This window comes from Thalassobellus citreus (genome assembly GCF_044385915.1).
GTDB lineage: Bacteria > Bacteroidota > Bacteroidia > Flavobacteriales > Flavobacteriaceae > Thalassobellus > Thalassobellus citreus.
Genome location: NZ_JBISCC010000129.1, coordinates 306,410 through 330,249, shown reverse-complemented (window position 1 = coordinate 330,249; position 23,840 = coordinate 306,410). Strand labels below are relative to the sequence as shown.

At 30.2% G+C, this 23,840-nt stretch carries 12 protein-coding genes; 10 read left to right on the top strand and 2 right to left on the bottom strand.

Features of this window, described 5'->3' with window-relative positions:
* Positions 1–92: 92 nt before the first annotated feature.
* The 10 genes from ACH5TX_RS17305 (at position 93) to ACH5TX_RS17260 (ending at position 21,777) form a co-directional block, all read left to right on the top strand.
* The gene (locus ACH5TX_RS17305; RefSeq protein ID WP_439340750.1) at positions 93–2,627 is read left to right on the top strand and encodes an MGH1-like glycoside hydrolase domain-containing protein; all 2,535 of its coding nucleotides are present in this window, start codon (positions 93–95) and stop codon (positions 2,625–2,627) included.
* 307 nt (positions 2,628–2,934) lie between these two features.
* Positions 2,935–3,939, top strand: coding sequence for a T9SS type A sorting domain-containing protein (locus tag ACH5TX_RS17300; protein ID WP_439340749.1), 1,005 nt, complete (start codon positions 2,935–2,937; stop codon positions 3,937–3,939).
* A 338-nt stretch (positions 3,940–4,277) separates the two neighbouring features.
* The gene (locus ACH5TX_RS17295; protein WP_439340748.1) at positions 4,278–7,517 is read left to right on the top strand and encodes a T9SS type A sorting domain-containing protein; all 3,240 of its coding nucleotides are present in this window, start codon (positions 4,278–4,280) and stop codon (positions 7,515–7,517) included.
* A gap of 40 nt (positions 7,518–7,557) precedes the next feature.
* Positions 7,558–8,856 (top strand): hypothetical protein, encoded by a 1,299-nt coding sequence (locus ACH5TX_RS17290; RefSeq protein WP_439340747.1) that lies wholly within the window; start codon positions 7,558–7,560, stop codon positions 8,854–8,856.
* A gap of 328 nt (positions 8,857–9,184) precedes the next feature.
* On the top strand, positions 9,185–10,066 hold the full coding sequence (locus tag ACH5TX_RS17285) for a T9SS type A sorting domain-containing protein (RefSeq protein ID WP_439340746.1): 882 nt from the start codon (positions 9,185–9,187) through the stop codon (positions 10,064–10,066).
* 518 nt (positions 10,067–10,584) lie between these two features.
* On the top strand, positions 10,585–13,905 hold the full coding sequence (locus ACH5TX_RS17280) for a family 43 glycosylhydrolase (RefSeq protein WP_439340745.1): 3,321 nt from the start codon (positions 10,585–10,587) through the stop codon (positions 13,903–13,905).
* Positions 13,906–14,201: 296 nt separating this feature from the next.
* Complete coding sequence (locus ACH5TX_RS17275; protein WP_439340744.1) at positions 14,202–14,930, top strand: hypothetical protein; 729 nt, start codon at positions 14,202–14,204, stop codon at positions 14,928–14,930.
* Between the two features lie 80 nt (positions 14,931–15,010).
* Positions 15,011–15,970, top strand: coding sequence for a bifunctional Delta(1)-pyrroline-2-carboxylate/Delta(1)-piperideine-2-carboxylate reductase (lhpI, locus tag ACH5TX_RS17270; protein WP_439340743.1), 960 nt, complete (start codon positions 15,011–15,013; stop codon positions 15,968–15,970).
* A gap of 53 nt (positions 15,971–16,023) precedes the next feature.
* A complete protein-coding gene (locus ACH5TX_RS17265; protein WP_439340742.1) occupies positions 16,024–17,364 on the top strand; it encodes a DUF6055 domain-containing protein in 1,341 nt (446 codons plus the stop codon).
* A 345-nt stretch (positions 17,365–17,709) separates the two neighbouring features.
* Positions 17,710–21,777, top strand: coding sequence for a hybrid sensor histidine kinase/response regulator transcription factor (locus ACH5TX_RS17260; RefSeq protein WP_439340741.1), 4,068 nt, complete (start codon positions 17,710–17,712; stop codon positions 21,775–21,777).
* Positions 21,778–22,121: 344 nt separating this feature from the next.
* Here ACH5TX_RS17260 and ACH5TX_RS17255 read toward each other — a convergent pair whose 3' ends face one another.
* Together ACH5TX_RS17255 and fucP are read right to left on the bottom strand one after the other, a co-directional pair.
* Positions 22,122–22,451: an L-rhamnose mutarotase gene (locus tag ACH5TX_RS17255; RefSeq protein ID WP_439340740.1), complete on the bottom strand. Its 330-nt coding sequence runs from the start codon at positions 22,449–22,451 to the stop codon at positions 22,122–22,124.
* A gap of 9 nt (positions 22,452–22,460) precedes the next feature.
* On the bottom strand, positions 22,461–23,804 hold the full coding sequence (fucP, locus tag ACH5TX_RS17250; protein WP_439340739.1) for an L-fucose:H+ symporter permease: 1,344 nt from the start codon (positions 23,802–23,804) through the stop codon (positions 22,461–22,463).
* Between the last annotated feature and the right edge of the window lie 36 nt (positions 23,805–23,840).

Sequence of the window (23,840 nt, the reverse complement as noted above, 5' to 3'; positions counted from 1 at the left end):
TTTATGTTTTTATAAAAATCGCATCTTTCTTAAAGAAACCATATGAATTAATAAATAATAATTAGAAATAAATAAAACAGAACTTTAATAATATGAAAAAAATAACAGTGATTATTCTATTGTGTTTAATCTCAAATAAAAACACAGCACAAAATGTGTTAGACAAACAAAAAACTTTAGAAAAGTTTACGTTTTGGTCAAACCAAGATTGGAATTGGTATAAAGAAAACATTCCTTTTTTAGAGACACCTGACAATGAAATAGATAAAACATATTACTACCGTTGGGAGCTAGCTACTATTCACATGGTCTATGGTTCTCCAGAAAGTGGATATGCAGCAACAGAGTTTATAGATAGACCTTGGTGGTCTGGATCATTTGGAACAATAAGTTGTGCTGCGGCTCATCAATTATACGATTGGAGATGGCTTAGAAATCAAGAATATGTGAAAGATTTTTCTAACTTCTGGTTTAAAACACCTGGTGCTCAACCTCACAGCTATACCAACTGGATTGGTGATGCTATCTGGCAAAGTTATAAAGTAAACCAAGATAAAAAATTTATTACTGAAATATATGATGATCTTAAAAAGGATTATTCCGATTGGGAAAAAGAATATTGGGTAGAAAAAGAAGGCATGTTTGCTAGAGGAGGCATGTATGATGGTATGGAAACTAACATTAATAGTCGCCAAACACCACAATGGTTTGAAGGAGCTCCAGGATATCGTCCAACATTCAATGCTTATATGTGGTCTCATGCAAATGCAATTTCTAATATTGCAAAAATGGTAGATGATACCGAAACTGTCAATATTTATAACGCCAAAGCCAATACCATCAAAAGTAATTTTGAGAAAAAAAACTGGGATGCTTCAAGGAATTTCTTCTTCCATCGTTTTCAAAAAGATGAGTTAACAGCAAATAAAAAAGATACTATAAAAGCCAATACGCTTACGTACCAAGATGGCCCTTTTGCAGGGAATGAACATGGGAGAGAATTAATGGCCTATGTGCCTTGGTATTTTAATATGATTGATGATACCAAAGAATTTGGTACTGCATGGAAATTCTTGATGAATAAAGATTATTTTTATGCAAACTACGGTCCTACAACTGTAGAGCGTCATGATCCACAATTTATAATTGCAGAAAGATGCTGTGTTTGGAGTGGCGATTCCTGGCCTTTTGCAACGTCTCAAACCCTTAAAGCATTATCAAACGTAGTTAATAACTACAAGAATGTAGACGCTGTTTCTAAAAAAGACTTTTTAGAACTCTTAAACATATATACGCTAACACAAAGAAAAGATGGAAAGCCATACATTGCAGAATCTGTACACCCAGATACAGGTTCTTGGGATGGTAACGATATGAAAGGTCATAGCGATCATTATTATCATTCATCATATGTAGATCTTATTATTTCAGATTTAATAGGTATTAAACCACAAGCAAATGATTCAATAATCATAAAACCATTAGTACCTAAAGAATGGGATTATTTTAGCTTAGACAACGTATTTTATCACGGGCATAACATTTCTGTTGTTTGGGATAAAACAGGAGAAAAATATAACCAAGGAAAAGGATTTAGATTATTATCAGATGGAAAAACCATTACTTCTTCTGAAACTGTAGGTGAATTAAAAGCATACATCCCGTATAAAAAAACACCAGAATCAGTACAATTAATAAACTACGCTGTTAATAACAGTAATGACTATTACCCTAAAGCTGAAGCATCTTTTCCAGGAATAGGAAACCCTATTTATAAATTAAATGATGGGAATTTTTGGTATTTAACAAGAACCTCAAATCAGTGGAGTAATCAATATTCTGATGAAAAAGAAAGTTGGGCATCTATAGATTTTGGTATTGATAGAAAAATTGAAAAAATCATCCTTTATTTTGTAGAAGATGATGATCAAATAAAAGCACCAAAAAAGTACACGCTTCAATATTGGAATGGAGAGAGTTGGAAAGAAATTCCAAATCAAACACGCCAGTATAAAACTGCTGTTGGACGAAAAGGAAACGCAATTATATTTCCTGAATTAAACACTTCTAAAATTAGAGTTTTATTGGTAAACAAAGATAATTGTGCTACTGGTATCAGTGAGATTGAAGCTTGGGGGAAAGCAATTCTTCCTATCGCAAAGCCTACTCACACTCCTGAAAGTAATAAAATTAAAGTAAAAGCAGCAAGTGCTTCTTATACCTTTAAACACCACAATGTAAATACTATTGTTGATGGCAAAGCAAATAAAAATGAACAATGGACAGCTTTTCAATCGCCTAACAAATCTGATTGGGTACAACTAGATTTTAATCAAAAAGAAGAAATAAATACAGCATACATTTATTTTAGTGACGAAAAAGATGTTCGCTATTTAGAGAAAGATAATTACAATATTACCCTTCCACAAAAATTAGAGTTACAATATTGGAATGGTGATACTTGGGAAAGTGTAAAGCATCAGGTTATAACACCAAAAAAATTATTAGGAAATGCTTTAAATATTGTAAAATTCAAAAGTGTTAAAACTAGTAAAATGAGAATTGTGATGCTACATGAATCTGGTAAATTTACAGGTATTTATGAGCTTGAATTTTTAGAGAAATAAAATCAAACTTAAGTCCTAAAAAGAGTGTCTATCTTCACTATATAATACAGGTCTTTTCTTTTGCTTTAATGAATATTTAATTAAAATAAATTCTAAAAGGAATCTCTAACATATAGGTTCCTTTTTTATATAAAAACCAAAGTGAAACATATATTTATTAAAATACTAGAATATAGACATATCTACTTTTATTTTAAACATACGTGCAAGCTATTTAACTCTTGTACTGTTAACTTGCCAAAGCATTATTAATTAATTAATTAACTAAAACGGAAAATATATTCCGTTTATAAAACATTTAACTATTATGAAAAAAAATTACCCTCTATTTTTATTTTTCTGCTTAAGCTTAGCAGTAAACGCACAAGTGAACATTCCTGACGCAGATTTTAAAACCTACTTAGTAGGAATAGCCGACACAGATTCTGATTCTGAGATACAAACATCAGAAGCGGAAGCTATTACTGGAACTATAGCTCCTCCAAATACTGTTGCAGATCTAACAGGACTTGAAGCTTTTATTAATGCTACTGTTCTTGATATTGGGGGGAATGCAAACATTACAGGAAACGTTAATCTTACTGCCAATACAAAATTGGTAGATATTATAGCATGGAATACAAGTGGAATAACAGGTTACACAGGGCTTGACGGTATGGCAGATTTAAACTTTATTAACATGGCGGCTTCTGGTTTAACTGGTACATTAACTATTACTAACTCATCATTAAAACAATTGTGGATGGATAATTGTAAAGACAATACCGGTCTTGATCTTAGTGGTTGTCCTAATTTGGAAAGGCTTGACTGTCGTGGTAATGCAATTCCTAGTTTAGACTTTAGTTCTAATACCAATTTGAAAGATTATCTTAAATTTGGAAGTGGAGACCTTACTTCTGTAAACCTAGCCAATGGAAATAATGCAGGTATATTATATCTAGAGTTACAAGCATCTGCTAATCTTACTTCTATAAAAATTGATTGTGATTTTGATCCAGTAGTAGCAGGATGGCCAACTCTAACTGCTCCAGCAACATATGATGATACTGAATCTTGTTCTTTATCAATAGACAATTTAGATGCTGTTGTTGAAGGTGAATTATACCCTAATCCTGCAACAGGAGATGTTGTTAATATTTCAATTAAAAATGGAATTACTACTTCTGTAAATATTTATACAATTACTGGTAAACTTGTAAAAAAAGTTGCTAACTCTAACAAAATAAACGTAGCTGACTTATCAAAAGGTTTGTATCTTTTTACAATAGAAACTTCTATAGGTAACGTTACTAAAAAATTGATTAAATTATAATTTTATTAGAGGTAAATAAAACTATTTACTTAAGGTCAAATTCTAAAAGGAGTCTCAAATATAGAGGCTCCTTTTGTATATAAAAAACTTATTAAAAACAACTGTTTCAATAAAAACTAAAACTATTAATATAGTATCAATATGAGTTAATATATCATTAATACCTAAACAAGTATGTTAGCTAATTTTACATATTAATTTGCTCTACTAAACAAAAAAACACCTTAAGATAAAAGAACATTTTCAGAACACTTAATTATTATATAGGTGAATTTAAAACATATACAAGAGTTTTTTTTTGACATAATTATATAATAATGGAAAAAAACTAATAAACTATGAATAGACCAATTACTAAAATAACATTATTATCAATTCTATTAATATCAGTGTTTTTTACCTCTTTTTTTTATCTAAAATCAGAAAAAAGCGAGCTCAATATAAAAAAAGAACACCATGAAACAGGTGGAAAAGAAGCTCAAGAGTTTTTTGAGCTAATGGTTAGAAACCCTAAAACAGGAAAAATACCTATAGAAAACCTAGTAGAAATAAGTAATAAAATACAGGCTAAAAATCGCTTATATAGAAAAGAACATAATTCAAAAAACACAAATACCATTTGGGAGGAAAGAGGCGGTTCTAATATTCAAGGACGATTAAAATCTATTCTTATAGACAAACGAGATCCTTCAGGAAACACCCTAATAGTAGGAAGTGATACGGGAGGATTATGGAAAACAACCAATGCAATGAGTGATGCCCCTACATGGGCTCCTATTGATGATTTTATGAGCTTTCTACATACACATAGTGTAGTTCAAAATCCTGCTAATTTAAATGAAATGTATTGCTCTACAGGAAATATTGCATGGATTAGTCCTGAAACAGCTGGTGTAGGTTTATATAAATCGACTGACGGAGGAGATACATGGAGTAATTTATCAGCTACCAATAATAATAATTTTAGACATTCAGGAAATGTTGTTATAAATGCTGACGGCATTATTTTTGTAGCAACCCATGAAGGAGGTGTACAACGTTCAACAAATGAAGGGCTAACATGGACTAAAGTCTTAGGAAATGCCGTTGGTGGAGGAACTTCCAATGCAATACTTGATTTAGATTTAGCAACAAACGGAACATTATACGCTACTTCTAAAGATAAAAAAATATACAAATCTACTAATAGTGGCGATAGCTGGACTAACATATCTATTCCTGGCTTAACTTCTGATGATTATTTAACAAGGCTTGCTGTTGCGCCTTCAGATCCAAATAAAGTGTATGCGTTTGTAGAATGGTCAAAAAACTTTTTGACTACAGATGGAGGAACGACTTGGGCAAGAACAGGAGACATGAGTGTGAATTCTTATGGCAATAAAGATGGGTGTATTACAATGGAAGTTGACCCTAATAATGCTAACCGAATTTATGCAGGAGGTATTAACTATAACGCATCTAATGATTCAGGAGCTAGTTGGTCAAGAATTACTGGATACGAAGTACATGTTGATGCACACGCTATAGCATTTCTAAATTCAGATGTTGCATTTATTGGTAATGATGGAGGGCTTTACAGAACAGACAATGCATCAGCAGATAAACCAACGTTTAAATTTATTGCTAATGGCTTAAATACACTTCAGTACTACAATATTGATATTCATCCAGAGACATATAAGAATTATTTCTTAGGAGGCACACAAGATAATGGAACTCAAAGATCGGTTGGAGAAGGTATTACTTTGTCTGATAATGTTTTAGGAGGAGATGGTGGATTTGCTTTTATAGATACCGATGAACCTAATATTCAAATAGCAGCATATCAGGGAGAAGGAGGAGAATACACAACCGACGGTTGGAGTTCATTTAAAAGATATGTAGAATATGCTCCGCAAAATGAAGTGTATTTCATTACACCTAAAGATTATGATGATGCAAACAATAGATTGTATACATGTATGAGTAAAACAAATTCGTATTCTGTAGCAACTGGTTTTGGCACTGCAGACCCTGTTCCTGTATCAACAAAAACCATTACTGAAATGAATGGAGGTAGAACTACGTGTGCCATGGTGTCTCCCAATAATGAAATAAACCATACAGATATTGTTTATTTTGGTTGTGATAATGGCGTAATTGTAAAAGTGGTTAATCCAAGTTCTGCAACACCTACTGCTACAAGAATAATGGATGGAGTTAATGGATGGATGTCAAGTATTGCAGTTGAACCAGGTAATGAAAACCACATTATTGCAACCTATAGTAGTTTTGGTGTAAACCATATTGTTGAAACTAAAAATGGAGGAACAAGCTGGAATGATATTTCTAATAACTTCCCAGATATGCCTGTTTATAATGGCATTTTTGCGCCAAACGATACTAACAAGTTTATTCTTGCTACCCATCTGGGGGTCTGGGTAACAGAAAACCTAAATGGAACTGCTACAAACTGGGAATCTTTTAATGACGGGTTAGCAAATGTTATTGTTCGTATGGTAAAATCAAGAGCATCTGATGGTGTAGTAGTAGCAGGAACACATGGTAGAGGACTGTTTACAACTAATTATTTTTTAAAATCAAACTTACCTCCTTCTCCTGCTGGAACAATATCAGCAACTAATATTACTGACACAAGCCTTAGCTTAACTTGGGAGCTTCCTAAATATGGTGTTATTCCTGTAGGATACGATGTATATCAAGGAACGACATTAATAACATCTGTTACAACAAATTCAACTCAAATATCAGGTTTATCTCCTGATACTTCTTATTCTTTTTCAGTTAAAGCAAAAGATAGTGAAGGAAATATTTCTTCAGCAAACACGCCTCTTACTGTAATTACTAACTTAGCTAATTCTGATTATGCTAATATAGCATTAAAAGCATCTAATGTCACCACTTCACTTGTTTCTGCTTGGGAATCTTTAGCCGCTGTCAATGATGGCTTTGTACCAATAAATTCTGAAGATGAATCACACACAATTTATGGAAATTGGGCTTCTCCAAACACCTTAAATTGGGTACAATATGATTGGGTTGAAAATTATGAAATTACATCTGTAGAACTATATTGGTTTACAGATGGAGGTGGGCTTCTTATTCCTACAGAAGCTTATGTTGAGTATTATAACGGAACCGCTTGGGTAAAACTTGAAGATGTTACATTAAATGCTAATCAATATAATATAGCTACATTTGATGCAATAAATACAAACAATATTAGGGTGGCAATGAAAAACAGCCAACAATCAACAGGAATAATAGAGTTTCGAGTTATTGGAAAACTTTCAAATAGTTTGAGTATATCTAAAGAATTAATTCAGTCTATATCTGTTTACCCTAATCCTGCTAGTAATAAAATTACGGTAAAACTTGGTTCTTTAGCTGCATCTACCAAATTAAACTTAAGTATTTCAGATATAACAGGTAAATTAATTTGGTCTAAAAAAAATATAGATGGCAAAAACAAGATAACGCTTTACACACAAGAACTTAAGTTAAATAATGGCATGTATATACTTAGAGTTAGTAATAACGAAGTATCACAGACTACCAAAATTATAATTTCTAAATAACAACCATTCATAAATCAAAATTTATTATATAATAGAAACTATGAAATATTTTATATCCATATTATTATTATTTTTAATTTGTTGTTCAACAAACTCCAATACAGAAGAACCAGAAGTAATTAACGTTACCAGTATAAGCACTAGTAATGAAAAGGAAGGGAATGATTTAATTCATTTAGTTGTAATGAGCGGAAAGAGTGATAAACCTGAAAAATATTCATTTAAAATAACTAATGAAACAACTACTTCCAGTGATTATGCAATTCCTGATTTCAGTAACTCTGTAAGCTATGATTCAGAAAAAGAAGAAATAACAATTCCTGCTGGAATAGAAAATTTTTCTATTACAATAAATGCTTTGACTGATAATGATATTGAAGAAGATGATGAAACCTATAAAATAACAATTAAGGACGTGTCTGCAGAAGGTACAATTATTAATATACCTTGTACTTTAGACTATAAAGTTGGGGAAAATTGTTATCAATCTTATTTCGCAGGTATAAATGCAAATAATGATGAAAGAGCGCTTTACATTGAAACTGCAGATATATTTAAATCTTTAGTTTTAGACAATAATATAGAACAGAAAAACAGAAACCCTTTATGGAGTATTAAAAATTCTGGTGAATGGGTAATATATTATCATATTGAAGAATGGGAAGGCCCTGTTTATGCAATAGCTATTGAAAACTTAACTAAAGAGTATGAAAGAATAGCCAATCAATGGTTAGAAACTTTAGTTGATTTTGACGCTGAAGCTCCAAAAACGGTAAAGATTAAGGTTTTTGGATTTGTATTTAATGAAGGGGTCTCTGTTGATGATAGTTTCTATGATACTTATGGTGAGTATCCAATTGTTACTAATTGGAAAGATACAGGAGAGAAATCACCTTGGAGAGTAGAAAAACCTGACGGTAGCATTTCTGACCAAAATTGGTACAACATTAAAGACTTTACTACATTAAAGGTTACTGGTAATGAAACTGGCCTCGATTCTAGTATTAAATTTTCACCTGAAGACTGGAGTAATTATACACATCCAGAAGGTGTAACTATGTTTTTTACAAAATTTTGGCACAAAGCAACTTGGGATGCTGTTGCTACACGACAATATCTTAAAGTAGGTGGAGCAATTTCGGACTATGCTATTGGTGAAATAGGCTATACAGTATTTGCTCATGAAATGGGTCATACATTTTTTCATGATGATATCTATGCTCCTGGTAAATATCCAAATGCCAACAATTCTTTAAATTCTATAATGAATAAAGCTCAAACAATACAAGATTTTGATAAGATTATTCAACGTATGTGTTGGGAGACCCAGAAAGAATAGTATATTAATAATTTTAAAAAAAGGTTGTCTTTAAAAGACAACCTTTTTTTTGATTAAAAATTATCATTTTTTAAATGAGTTATGTTAATAATCGAAAATCATATTTTTAGCTCTATTTATTTGCAACCATTTATAAAAAAACAAATATTATGACCAATTTTTAAACCTCCAAAAACTATTACCTCACAAACACAACTCAAAGACAATAAGAAACTTACAAACACCAAACTTGTTAATATAATACTATTTTATGATAATAATCCTGATTTTAAAATAACTTAATGTTGTTAATTTAGTAACTAATTAATTAATCTAAACTTATAAAATCATGAAAAAATTTACTTTAACAATTTGTTTACTTTTATTAAGTATAACTAGTGTTTTTGCTCAAAACGACAATCCAATAGTTTTTGAAGCTGAATCAGGCACTTTTTCAGCTACAACTGATTATGAAACAATTACCGAAGGAGGAGTTACTTATGTACAACCTAAAACCGATAAATTAAGCGGAGACTATCCTGGTAGTGACGACAAAGTAATCACTTATAGTGCTACTTTTCCTGATGCAGGCACATATGATTTATTTGCAAAGGTTTACGTTGGTTCTGGTGCAGGTAGTAATGATAGCTTTTTTACTGCCGCAACTTTTGGTGCTCAAACTACTACAGATGCAGCTAGTTGGATTAAAATAAATGAAACTAACTTTCACGGGTATACAGAACCAACAGATGCTGTAGATGGAGCTTCAAATGCGGAAATTGATACTAAAAATGAAGTTTGGAAATGGATTAACATTTCAAAAATGACTAGAGCTGAATCTCAGACTACATATACTGTAGCAGCTAACAATTCAACTTTCGATTTTCAAGTAGGTGCTAGAGAGCTTGGATTAAGATTTGATAAATTTGCTTTTGGTAAATCTAGTTTAACATATACGGTAGCTGATCTTGATGCTGGAGTATTAAGCATAAAAAAGAATACCTTAAAATCTGTAAAAGTATACCCTAACCCATCTTCTAATGGTTTTAATATAGAAACTACTGAACAATCTGTTTCTTATAAAATATTTAATTTACTTGGTGCTAAAGTAGAAGAAGGTGTATTAAGTTTAGGCGTTAACAAATATGGTAATTCATTAAAATCTGGAACTTACATTTTAGACTTACAATCTAATAACAAAAGAAATGTTATGAAAATAGTTAAATATTAAATTTAACATTAAAAACCCGTTATTTTTTTTATACATTATAAATAATAATAACTATTTTATTTATAAGGAGGATACTATAAAAAGTATCCTCCTTTTTTATTACGCTTAAAACACAATAAATCAATCATTTTTTTAACATTAAAACTAACAATGTACTACTAATAGCAATTAACATAACATGCAACAAGAAAAAAACTCACAAATTAGCAGAGACATTCTAAAAAGACAGCCTTTTTTAGGGGAAATAAAAAACAAAGGTTTAGGTTAATTTATACAAAGTATAAGGTAATATTATAATATATAACAAATTAAAGTATTTGTAAATTTCAATGCATAATTTATATATAAAAATATCATGCTTTCTTGTTTAGTTTGTTAGCCAATACTTCTATAAAAGGTAGTGAGGTATCTTCTCCAAGAGCGACAAGTGAAATTTAGGCTTATAGTTAAGAAGATGTGTAGATTAAATTATGAGTAATAATAAATTCATTACAACTAATAAACTTAAATCGTAAACAATGAAAATTAGAATTTTAATAATTTCAATATTGTGTCTTTTCTTTACAGGTCTCAAAGTATCTGCTCAATATAATGCACCTGGTAATGGAAATCCGATTGTACCAGGATATTTTGCAGACCCTACTATTAAAAAATTTGGAGACACATGGTATCTATATGCAACAACTGATGCCATTGAATTAGCATCGGGAGACCCTCAGGTATGGGTAAGTAAAGATTTTAAAAACTGGAGTAATTACAAATTCGATCTTCCAAATTTAAAAACAGAAGATGTATGGGCTCCTGATATTGTTGAGGGAGATGATGGACGCTACTACTATTACTATAGTAGTTGTAGAAGTCAATACGGAGGATGTAATATATTTGGTTATGTTTCCGACACACCTATTGGTCCATGGGTATCAATGACGAATGATGGGTCACCTGTATTACCTGCTAATTTTAATGAACCAATCATTCCACTTGACCCACATGTTTTCAAAGATGATGACGGATCTTACTATATATATTACTGTACATGGGCTACATATAATGGTCATGGTGTAGGTTGGGCCAAACTAGATGTAAATATGATGCCTGACCCTAATCAAAAAGGGATTATACCTAATACTCAATTACCAGATGTATTTGAGGCTCCTTATATGCTTAAAAAGGATGGCGTTTACTATTTAAGCTATTCTGCCGGAAGTACTCATGATGACTCTTACAGAGTGCTATACGCAACAAGTAATAGTCCTACTGGAACATTTACTGCTGGAGCAAATAATCCAATTACAGAAGCTACTAACAATGGTATTAGTGCCCCTGGACACCATTCCTTTTTTAAAGATGGAGAAGATTACTATATTGCTTATCATAGACACACAAACCCCAATGGTTTAGGAGGGTTAGTAAGACAGGTATGTGTTGATCCTGTTACTTTTGGTGTAGGTAAAATTGAAAAAGTAAATCTTACACATACCGGAATCGGACTATTAGGAACGGATCAAATTCTATTAACAGATCTTGCATATCAAAAAACCGTTACAGCCTCTTCATATTATTCAGATGATATTAATAATTATGATTACCTACCTATGAATGCTGTAGACCAAAATAATGGCACTATCTGGAAAGCAGGTACTTCAAATATGGGAGAATGGTTGCAAATAGACTTAGGATCTACTCAAAATGTAAAAAGAATACTTACTGATTTTGAATTTCCTATTTATTATTACCAATACAAAATAGAATACAGTTCTGATGCTACAAACTGGATGATTTATGCTGACAAAACTCAGAATAAAAAAGTAGGAAGCCCAATGCTTGATGATGGAGATGTGATGGCTAGATACATCAAAGTAACCGTTACTGGAGTTCAAAAAGCGGGTTTATTTCCAGCAATTTGGAATATAAAGGTTTATAATAATACAACTGACTTTAGTGTTTTTGAAAATCCAGAGCAAACAGAAGGGCCAGTAATTGTTACACGAGGAAATAAATTACTTGATATTAATGCATCATCATTTAGTACGGGAGAAAAAATAACTGAATTACAAAACCTAGGTACTTTAGGAGGTACATTTACTACTATAGGTAATATTATTGTTGAAGATATAGATAATCGTAGAGGTTTTACTTTTGGAGGTTCAGATTATATGGAGCTTAGCAAGAGAAACCCAGATAGTCAAACTTGGAATGCTCCATATACAGTATCTACATGGGTAAACAATCCCAATGTAGGACCTTCAGAATGTATTCTTACATGGGCAAATCGTGGCGGCCCAATGGGTACTTATGCCGCACTGAATTATGGAACTAATAATAACTGGGGAGCTTCCGCTCACTGGGATCAACATGATATGGGCTATACAACAGTACCTGAAAAAGGTAAATGGCATAATATTACCTTAACTTTTGACGGTAATATTGAGCGCGTATATGTAGATGGTGTATTAAATGCACAAGAACAAAAGAATTTGTATGTAAACTCTAATGGTAGAATCTTAGTAGGTTTTTCAGGAGATGCTGCAGAATATTTAACAGGAACGATAGCTTCATTAAAAATGTATGATTATTCACTTTCTGAATCAGAAATAGCAGAATTATATACTGAAACAGGGTGTAGTTTCACGTCACTATTTCCTGAATTTCAGTTAGAACAAGGATCTTTACTTCCTACTCAAAAAGTTGGAGTTAATCTAGGTACAAGTGTAAAGTTACACCCTTCTTTTCATGATGATGAAACTGATACAGGAAAGTGGAGCTGGACAGGGCCTAATGGCTTTACTTCGCAATCAAGAGATATTATTCTTTCTTCTGTTGCAGATTCAGAATTCGGAGAATACAAAGTAAGTTATACAAACAGTTGTGACATAGAAAGTAGTCAAACTTTTATATTAGAAAAAGCAAAAACGACTTTAGCCAACATTTATAGTAGCTGTTCATTAGATAATGGATCTTGTAGTTATCCTCATTCTGGTAAGGTAAATATTGCCTATGGATCTCCAGGTAATTACTTTTACATATACAACGTAGACGGAAACTTTAACTGTAACAACACCTATTTTGGTGATCCTGCTCCAGAAGCTACTGATAAACAATGCTATGTTGAAGAGTTAGATCCTTTTGATGGTAATATTGCTGTATTTGCAGAAGTTACTACAGATTATGTTTCTAATTGGGAAGAACTTTTTGCTGTAAATAATGGCATAACACCAACATCTTCTACTGATAAAAATGGTGATGCTTACGGTAATTGGCCTAGTCCAGATACTTTTAGATACGTGCAATACAATTGGGAACAAGAATATTACATTACATTAACCGATATATATTGGTGGACTGATAATAACGGAATTTTGATTCCTACAGAAGCTTATGTTGAATATTGGGACGGTACTGCATGGGTTAAATGGAATGATATAGGTATAGAAGCTGATAGTTTTAATGAATTAACATCGGAGACTATACTTACTAATTCATTAAGAGTTACATTTAAAAACAATATAGAATCAACAGGTATTTTAGAATGGAGAGCATATGGTACAATTGAAAATCCATTAGCTGTAAATAATATTGAAACCAATGGAGACTTATTGCGTATACACCCAAACCCTACAGACTCAAATTTTGTAATTGAGTTAAACAATCAGAAACTTGTGAGAAATATGGACGTAACAATATATGATGTATTAGGGAAAGAAATATATCATTCATTACATAAAGGAAATAACAGACTTATATTAAACAAATCAACATTAGGAATGGTTAATTCTATGTATTTTGTTAAAGTTAAAATGGATGAAACTGTGATAACAAATAAACTTCTAATAAAATAATTGAATTTGAAATAAAATTTATAAACATTTTTTACTCCCAATAGTTCTTAATAAAAAAGAGGTAATAATTTTAAACTATTACCTCTTTTTATTTTTAATTTAGAAACATTAAAACACTAAAAAATCAACCTAAAATCACTAAATAAAAGTAATCCCCTCATTGTCATCTCAGAAAATAGAAATGATAATTTTTACAAATCATCAGATAATAAACAATTAGTATTCCTACATAAATAAATTTAATTTAACGCTTTTAAATAAAGCTTAATATCTCTAAAAGTAGCTGTCCAAAAATCATGAAACAACTTCTTCTACTTATTATTATTCTATTTATTAATACCAATACCCAAGTAAAACCACCTTATCATGGAACAATATTTATGAACCCCAATATTGTTAAAGATTCAGATCCTTCTTCTCTTATAAGCATAACTTACACAAGTGTGAAAATGGTTAAAATGTTTGACCGAAGAAAAAATGATTGGATTACCGTAAACGCCTATCTATTTGATGTTAAATGGAATGATGGTTTAACAAGTAGAGCACAGGTAAATTCAGAATTTGGTAATTTAAACACTGCTACAATTGAGGCTAAAAAATATGCTTTCCTTATTGGTCAACTACCTTATGTTTTAAGAATTGGTATAAACGAAATATGGATTCAAAAAGGGACTAAACCTTTTGGAGGTGGTAATCATTCAATACTTATACATACGGGACAAAGCGTAATTTATGAAAAAGATGGTATTATTGAAGAAACATTAATACACGAAGCTTGCCATACATCTCTTGATTCAATCCATGCTAAATCAATCAATTGGAAGAAATCACAAAAAGATGATCATCATTATATTTCAACCTATGCTAAAGAAAACCCTATTAGAGAAGATATTGCAGAAAGTTTTTTAACATGGTTTGCAATAAGATACCGAAAAAACAGAATGTCATCAATAGATTATAATAAAATCACTCAAACTATTCCTAACAGATTAAAATACTTTGATTCAATTAAATCTAATGAGTAAAAAATTAATAAACATTTAAACAAACTATAATTTATATTCAGTATATATCAAACAAAAATTACACAAAATTAAAACTAACAATGAGCACAATACCTTTTATTTCCGATGATTTCATTAATGAAAACTGTAATTTCAACACGTTAATAAATGCACTAAAAGAAGGATTTTCAAACTCAGATATTGAAGTCCCTATGCGACATCATCATGATTTTCAAAATCCACAAGAAAATAAAGATTCTACTTTGTTATTAATGCCTGCTTTTAATCCAGGTAAAAATTTAGGTGTAAAAATTGTAACCGTAAGTCCTAATAACGGTAAATATGATTTACCTGCTATACAAGGAATGTACTTATACTTAGATGCACATAAAGGCGATATCAAATCTATTTTAGAAGCAAAGTCATTAACCGTAAAAAGAACTGCAGGAGCCTCAGCATTGGCTAGTAGTTTTCTTTCAAGAGTAGACTCTTCTTCTATGTTAATGGTTGGAACTGGAGCATTGTCTATTAATTTAATCAAAGCCCATGCAAGTGTTAGACCTATTAAAACCGTTTATGTGTGGGGAAGAAATATTGAAAAAGCTCAAAAAGTTTGTGATACTCTTAAAAACGAATCATTTACATGTACAGCTATTGAAAATATAGAGGACAAAGTTTCTGATGTTGATATTATTTCTTGTGCAACCTTATCTCCTACTCCACTTGTTTTTGGAAAATGGCTGAAAGAAGGACAACATTTAGACTTGGTTGGTGCTTATAAAAAAGATACACGTGAAGCAGATGACGAAGCTATTAAAAAGTCAAGTGTTTTTATTGATACCTACCAAGGTGGGCTAAAAGAAAGCGGTGATATTTTAATTCCACTAACTAACGGAGTTATTACAAAAGAAGATATAAAAGCAGATTTATTTGAATTATGTAGTAATACAAAAACAGGAAGAAAATCAGAAACCGAAATCACCTATTTTAAATCTGTAGGTCATGCTTTGGAAGATTTGGTAGCTGCTTCTTATTTTTATGAATTATTCAATTCTAAATAATCTTGATGTAAATAAACGTTAATATTTTACAAAAAATTAATTATTAGTATAATATGGCACAAAAAAGAGCTTTAACACCACTTTTTATTATCTCCTTTTTCTTTTTATTCTTTACTGTACCTGCACAAGAAAAAACAAAGAAAGAACTTTACATCCCTTCAAAAGTATGGATGGTTCCTGAAGCAAATAATTACACCAATTCAAATAGTGACTATAATTTTAATCATATGGTCTCATCTGAAAATTTTGCGATTTTTTGGCATAAAGATTATGGTAAGAATCCTATAAATAACAAAAATGAATCCGAAAGATTCAATCCAAAAAAAATGCTAAGTGAATGCGAGCGTATCTATGATAAATATGTAAATGAATTAAAACTTGTTCAAACAGGTAATTCTCTTATCGATACCTATAAAATTTTAATCTATGTATTTAAAGGAGAAGGAAGAACCGCCTACGGAGGCGGACAAGAAAATAAAGTTGGGGTTTTCTGGACACCTGCTATTCGTGTAAACAAAGAACCTTATGGCGTTTTAGCACATGAATTAGGTCATAGTTTTCAGTATTTAAGTCATGCAGACACAGGCAAAGGACCTCAAGGACCTATTATGGAAATGTCTGCTCAATATATGCTATGGCAAGTGTACCCAGAATGGATGACTTTTGAAAACTATCATTTAGTAGATTATTTAAAAGGTACACACTATGGCTTTTTACATCCATACAACACCTATCACTCGCCTTATGTAATTGAATATTGGTCTCAAAAACATGGAAAAGATTTTTTTGGTAAACTAATGAGAAATACTGAAGAAGGAGAAGATGCTATTATGACATACAAACGTTTGAAGAACCTTTCACAAGAGGAGTTTAATGATGAAATGTTTGATGCTTCTAGAAGGTTTATTACTTGGGATTTAAAAAGAATTGATTCTATAGCTAAACCATATGCCAATATACACAAGACAAAAGTAAATAAATTAAAAAATGGTTGGTATGCAGTTGACTCTATTAACTGCCCTCAAAACTATGGATATAATGGTATAAAACTTAAAGTTCCTGAATCAAAATCTAAAATAAAGTTAGCTTTTAAAGGAATTGCTGGAACAGATGGTTTTGCTAAAGTAAAAATTGAAAATGCAGGATGGCATTATGGTTTTGTGGCTCAAATCAAAAATGGAGAACGCATATATAGCAAAGTTTTCAAAAAAACAAAAGACAAAGTATCTTTTAAAGTTCCCAAAAATACAGCACATTTATGGCTAGTGGTTACTGGTGCTCCTACCAAACATTGGTCTAGACCAAATAGATGGGGAGAAAACCCTGATAAAACACCTGATGAACAATGGCCTTACCAATTTAAATTAATTAACACAGATGTGGTTGAATTTTAAATTTATAAATATAAACTGGTTATACTATCACAATTATAAAACCCTTTTTATAAAAATAAATAGCTTATTCACTCTTATAAAATGTATGGAGATGAATTTTTAATAGGGTAAAAACACAATGAAACAATTAACTTTCACTACACTATATTAAACAAAACCTCATTAACAAGTACTAAATAAAGATAATATAGTATTACTTTAGGATTATTTATTTATTTTTATATAATATCTAATTTACTATTTTGGTAAAAATTCAAATTGCTTTAAAACACTATTAAAGATAATTTTTACTTTGATTATTCAGTCATAAATATTTGTGTTTTTATAATTTTATTATTTTTTTAAATGAAAAAAAAGTTCATAATTGAAAAAAATTATCCACATGTAATATTTATATTATTAGCTCTATTCTTTTTTAAAGTTTCAGTATCTCAAAACAATAAGAGTATTCAATTTACTCATTTCACAACAGAAGATGGTCTACCATCATCTTACGTAAAAAGTATTATTCAAGATCATGAAGGTTATATTTGGGCCGCTACACGTAATGCTGTTGTACGTTTTGATGGCATAACATTCCGAGAATTCCCCGCATATGATAGAAATAATAAGCTAGTAAATTTTTTTTCAAATAAATTATTGATTACGAATGATTCTATATTATTAGCAAGAGCTAATAATGAAAAGTATTTTTATTATGATAATAACAAAGAAGCTTTTTTCGAATACACATTATTAACAAATCTTGGACCTACAAACAACATATACAATGTCGAAGATGGTTTTTGGGTTCGGCAAAACGACCAGATATTTTTTTTAAATAAAAAAACTAATAAAAGAGAAAGTCTAAGACAAAAAACGAAGCTTTTTCAACTTAAAAAAGATACTAAATACACTAATTTATATATAAAAAATAACTGGTTAACATTTTCAAATAATAATGAAGCTATAATATATTGCTATAACATTATTGAAAAAAAACTTATTAAATATAACTTACCTCAAAAGCTAAATACTAATCAATTTGATTTCCGTTTTATTGATTCCCAAAATAATTTATGGGTAAGTTCTTATGATCATGGTATAGCATCATTAAATCTAGATAATAATACTTCATCTTTTTTCTCTAAAAAAAACAAAAAACTACCTCATGATTTTATTCATTGCATAACTGAGGATAAATATGGAAGAATTTGGATAGGAACCGAAAATGGCTTAGCAATTTATTCTTTAAAAGATGCTCTAATTGATATTCATAATTTTAAATTATCAAACCCTAATGGGTTAAATTCGAATCCTATTTATTCATCATTTTGCGATGTAAACGGTAATGTTTGGTTAGGTACTTATTTTGGAGGCATCAATTTATGGGATGGAGAACAAACATTTTTTAAATCTTGGAAATCTGGTTATGGTAAATGGCAAATAACTGGAAGTGTAGTAAGTAGTTTAACTGAAGATTTTGAAAAGAATTTATGGGTTGGAATGGAAGATAATGGTATAAATAAAATAAATACCCTAACAGGAGAAATTACAAGTTACAATTCTAAAGACAGTAAGGTTAAACTTAGTTATAACAATATTCATGATCTACTTTTTGTTAGCAAACATGAACTTTGGGTTGCTACATATACAGGAGGCATTAATATTATTAATACCAAAACCAATAAAATTAAATATTATAATAGAGAAAACACAAACAATCAATTATCTAACTCAATTTTTAAATTCTATTTATTAAAAAACACTATATATATTGCGACTAACTCAGGAATAGTTAGTTACAATTTAAAAGAAAAAAAGTTTAAAAAATTAAAGCCCGAAATAATTGGGTCTAAACAATTTCAAAGTATAACCTATAGTAATAATAAACTTTGGTTTGCAACAACAAGTCAGGCTTATAGCTACGACTTAGAAAACGACATTTTAAAACCCTTTGACTTAATTCCTGAAATTAAAAACATAACCTTTGTAAAATCAGACTCTAAGGACCAATTATGGATTGGAGATTGCTATAAAGGCTTAACTTGCTACAATACTAAAAACAAAACAATACAACAATTTAATACCGACAATAGATTTCCTGCTAATTGGATTTTTAGTATTGAAGAAGGTATTAATGACTGGTATTGGGCAAGTACCGATAAAGGACTTGTGAAATTTTCTGTCAAAAAAAACAAGTATATACTTTTTGATAATAATTCTGGAATTCCTTTTAATCAATTTAACTTTCGTGCATCATTTAAAGACAGTCATGACTTTACTTATTTTGGAGGAAACAATGGAATGATTTCTTTTAATGAAAAATTAAAGCCATTACCTATAAAAAACCACCCCATAGCGTTTACAAGTTTTCAATTATTTAATAAACAACAAAGCCCCTTAAATTCTGAAACTCTGAAAGAGTCTATCAATCAAATTGATACACTTGAATTAAAATATAATCAAAATATTTTTACCATAGAATTTTCTGCTTTTAATTATAATTCTAACGGACGATGTAAATACCTATACTACTTAGAAGGTTTAGAAACACCATGGAACAACAAAAGCAATAACAACTTTGCTACGTATACTAATTTAAGTCCCGGTACTTATACCTTTAAAGTAAAAGCATTTTTAAATACAAATCAAGAGGACGCTAAAGAAAGGCAACTTATCATAATAATCAGCCCTCCTTTTTGGCTAACTAATTGGGCGTATTTTATTTACTTTTTATTAGTTCTTATTGCTATTATTATTGTTTTTAAAATTGGTAAAAAAATAGAAAAATCTAAAACTTTAGTAGAACTAGAACGTAGAGAAAAAACACATGCTAATGAAATAAATAAAGTAAAACTTGAATTTTTTACTAATATATCTCATGAACTAAAAACACCATTAACTCTTATATTAGGACCTCTTAAAAAAATTATTGACGAAGAAAAACTTAGTCCAAAGTTAAAAAAACAACTTTTAGGTATTGACCGCAATGCGAATAGATTACTACAACTAATTAAAGAATTACTAGAATTCAGAAAAATAGATACTGGGAGTGAAAAATTAAAAGTTTCATCTTGTAACGTTTTAGAATACATGGAAGATATTTCAATATCATTTGACGCTCTAGCAAAAAACAAAAACATTAAATACAAACAAACGTTTACTAAACCAAATAAACAAGCTTACTTTGATATTAACAAAGTTGACAAAATAGTTTTAAACCTATTATCTAATGCCTTTAATCACACCCCAAGAGATGGTAAAGTTAGTTTTTCTGTATCATTAAAAAAACGAAATCAATTAAACTCAAAAACAGATTTAATTATAAAAGTTTCAAACTCAGGAAAAGGAATAAAACCTGAAATGCTAGATAAGGTCTTTGACCGTTTTTTTCAAGTAGAAAATAAAAACAATTATAATCACCTTAGTTCTGGAATTGGTTTAGCTTATGTAAAAAGTATTGTTGATTTACACAAAGGTTCTATTAATATTGAAAGTATTGAAAATAAAAAAACCACTTTTACCGTAATACTGCCTGCTTCTATTGATGACTATACTCAAGATGAAATAGTAGAAGATGCTAGTCAAAACAATAAAATGAATAGTGATAATTTAAATATTTTAAAACACACCATTTCTGAAGGAAACAAACTAGTAAATAATTTAGATTTATTTTCGTCAAAACCTCTAATTTTAATAGTAGAAGACAATATTGAATTAATTGTATTTATGAAAGAAATATTAAGTACAAACTACAAAATAGTTACGGCAGAAAATGGAAAGGTTGCTTTAGAAAAGTTAAAAAGCATCTCGCCAGAACTTATAATTAGCGACGTAATGATGCCTGAAATGGATGGTATTGAATTCTCAACTAAAATAAAGAAAAACATTGAATTTTCTCACATACCAATTGTATTATTAACTTCAAAAACTAGTCCAGAAAGTAAACTTGAAGGCTTTCAATCTGGAGCAGATTATTATGTTGAAAAACCATTTTATCCTAAAATCCTAAAACAAAATATAGAGAACATACTAAATACACGTAAGCATATTATTGAAAAATTTAGATCAGATGAATTTATCAATACAGAAGATATTGGACATAGTGAATCTGATAAAATTTTCATTAAAAACTTAACAACCCTAATAAAAGATAATATTAATAATAAAAATCTAGACGTTACTTTTATAACTAAAGAAATGAGTGTTAGTCGTTCATTACTTCACATAAAACTAAAAAAACTAACAGGGTGTTCTTCTACCGAATTTATAAAAGCAATCCGTTTAAAAGAAGCCGTTAAACTTATTTCAAAAGGAAAACATAATTATTCTCAGGCTGCTTATGAAACAGGTTTCTCAAGCCCTACATACTTTTCGCGCTCTTTTAGAGAATTTTATGGTAAATCTCCTAAAGAATATTTTAATAATTAATATAGAAACGCTTATATTTTCACTTTAGTTCAAGCGTTAATAATTAGTTCGTGCTCTTTGCTTCGTGATTATAAAATTTAACCAAACTGTGAAGTAATTCTATGTGATTTTCAAGAATTAATAAGAATATTGAATATCCATATTCTATTTAAAATAAATTTTAAGATGCAGTGCCGAATCAGTTCCTTATTATTAACATGATGTTTTTAATATTCTATAAACATTAGTTTACAGGGTTTTGTTTTTATTGAGAATAAACAGGTTAACAAAGCCCCATTTATCAATAATCTTCATAATAAGAAAAAAGAACATTTTAAAAACACAGCGTTTTCGAAAAAACTAATTTATAGCTTAAAAATTTGCTCCAAAGAAAGCCATTTCTCCCCCTCTTTAGCCCATGGTATCTTTTGCTGGTATTTCCACATTAAATTCTCCCATTCTTGTACTTTAGAATTAGAAGCATCCATTTTAGCCTTAGCTTCAAATGAAAATGTATCATTAGCTTGAATAACCATGAATAATCTATTACCATTATTATAGATTTCCATGTTTTCAATACCAGAATCTTTAATACTTTTTATTATTTCTGGCCAAACAGATTTATGATGATCTTTATATTCTGCAATTAATTTAGCATCATCTTTTAAATCACAAAAAAGAAAAAACCTTTTCATAATTATTTATTAATTAGTTTTTACTTCATGTTTCTTAAAAACATGCATACCATACCAAGCAATGTATATAAAACAAGCTAATGGCAATATAAAAGAAAAATTAACCTCAGATACTCCCATTATTTTAGTGTCGGCAACTCCACTCCCTCCAGCATCAATTATCATACCTTGTAACATAGGTAATAAAGCACCTCCTACAATTGCCATCACTAATCCTGCAGACCCTACTTTAGATTGCTCCTCTGTTAAATCGTTTAAAGCAATACCGTATATGGTTGGAAACATTAAAGACATACAAAAAGAAATGCCCACAACACTATACAAACCAAACATACCTTCAATAAAAATAGATCCTGCAACAAACCCTACTGCCAATAAAGCAAAAAACATTAACAGTTTACCTGGACTCATATAACGTAGCATAGCAGTACCAACAATACGTCCTACAGTAAATAGTATAAAAGCTAAAAACTGATATGCAAACACATCAATCTTTTCATATTCTTCTACGCCTAGATTAGCTAAATCAATAGCTTCTGCATATTGATAGATGTATGTCCATGTCATAATTTGTGCACCTACATATAGTATTTGTGCTAAAACACCCAAAACATATTTACTATTGCCTGCTAACTTTGAAAAAGTACTCCCTAAACTAGGCATCGTACCTTCTTCTTTAGATTGTGGCATTTTACTAACTAAAAATAGAACAAATACAGCTGTGATAACTAAACCTAAAACAACATAAGGGTCACGAATTACTGCTAAATCTGCGACTCTTATCATAGTTCTTTTTGCTTCATCTAAAGCTCCAAAATCTGCAATGTCATCAGATTGTAAATTGTCATAAACAAAGTATTTTGCCACTAACAAACCTGCTAGTAACCCTAGAGGATTTACAGATTGTGCTAAATTTAAACGTTGGGTAGCTGTTTCTTTTGTCCCCATTGCCAAAATATAAGGGTTAGCAGCCGTTTCTAAAAAAGCTAAACCAAATGTTAGTACATATAGCCCTAAACAGAAAAAAACAAAACTTTCACTTTGAGCTGCCGGATAAAACAATAAAGCGCCAGTTGCATATAATGCCAAACCTATTAATACACCTACTTTATAAGAATATTTACGCATAAACATAGCCGCTGGCAATGCCATACAAAAATAGCCACCATAAAATGCCATTTGAACCCATGAAGCTTGTGTATTTGATAACTCTAAAACCTTTTTAAATGCATTTACCATTGGATCTGTAACTGCATTAGCAAACCCCCACAAGGCAAATAAAGATGTTACAAGTATAAATGGTATAAGTATCTTTTTAGATACCACTATTGGCTTGTTTATTGTGTTATTCATTGTATTTATGAGTTAAATTATTTTATTGGCAAAAAA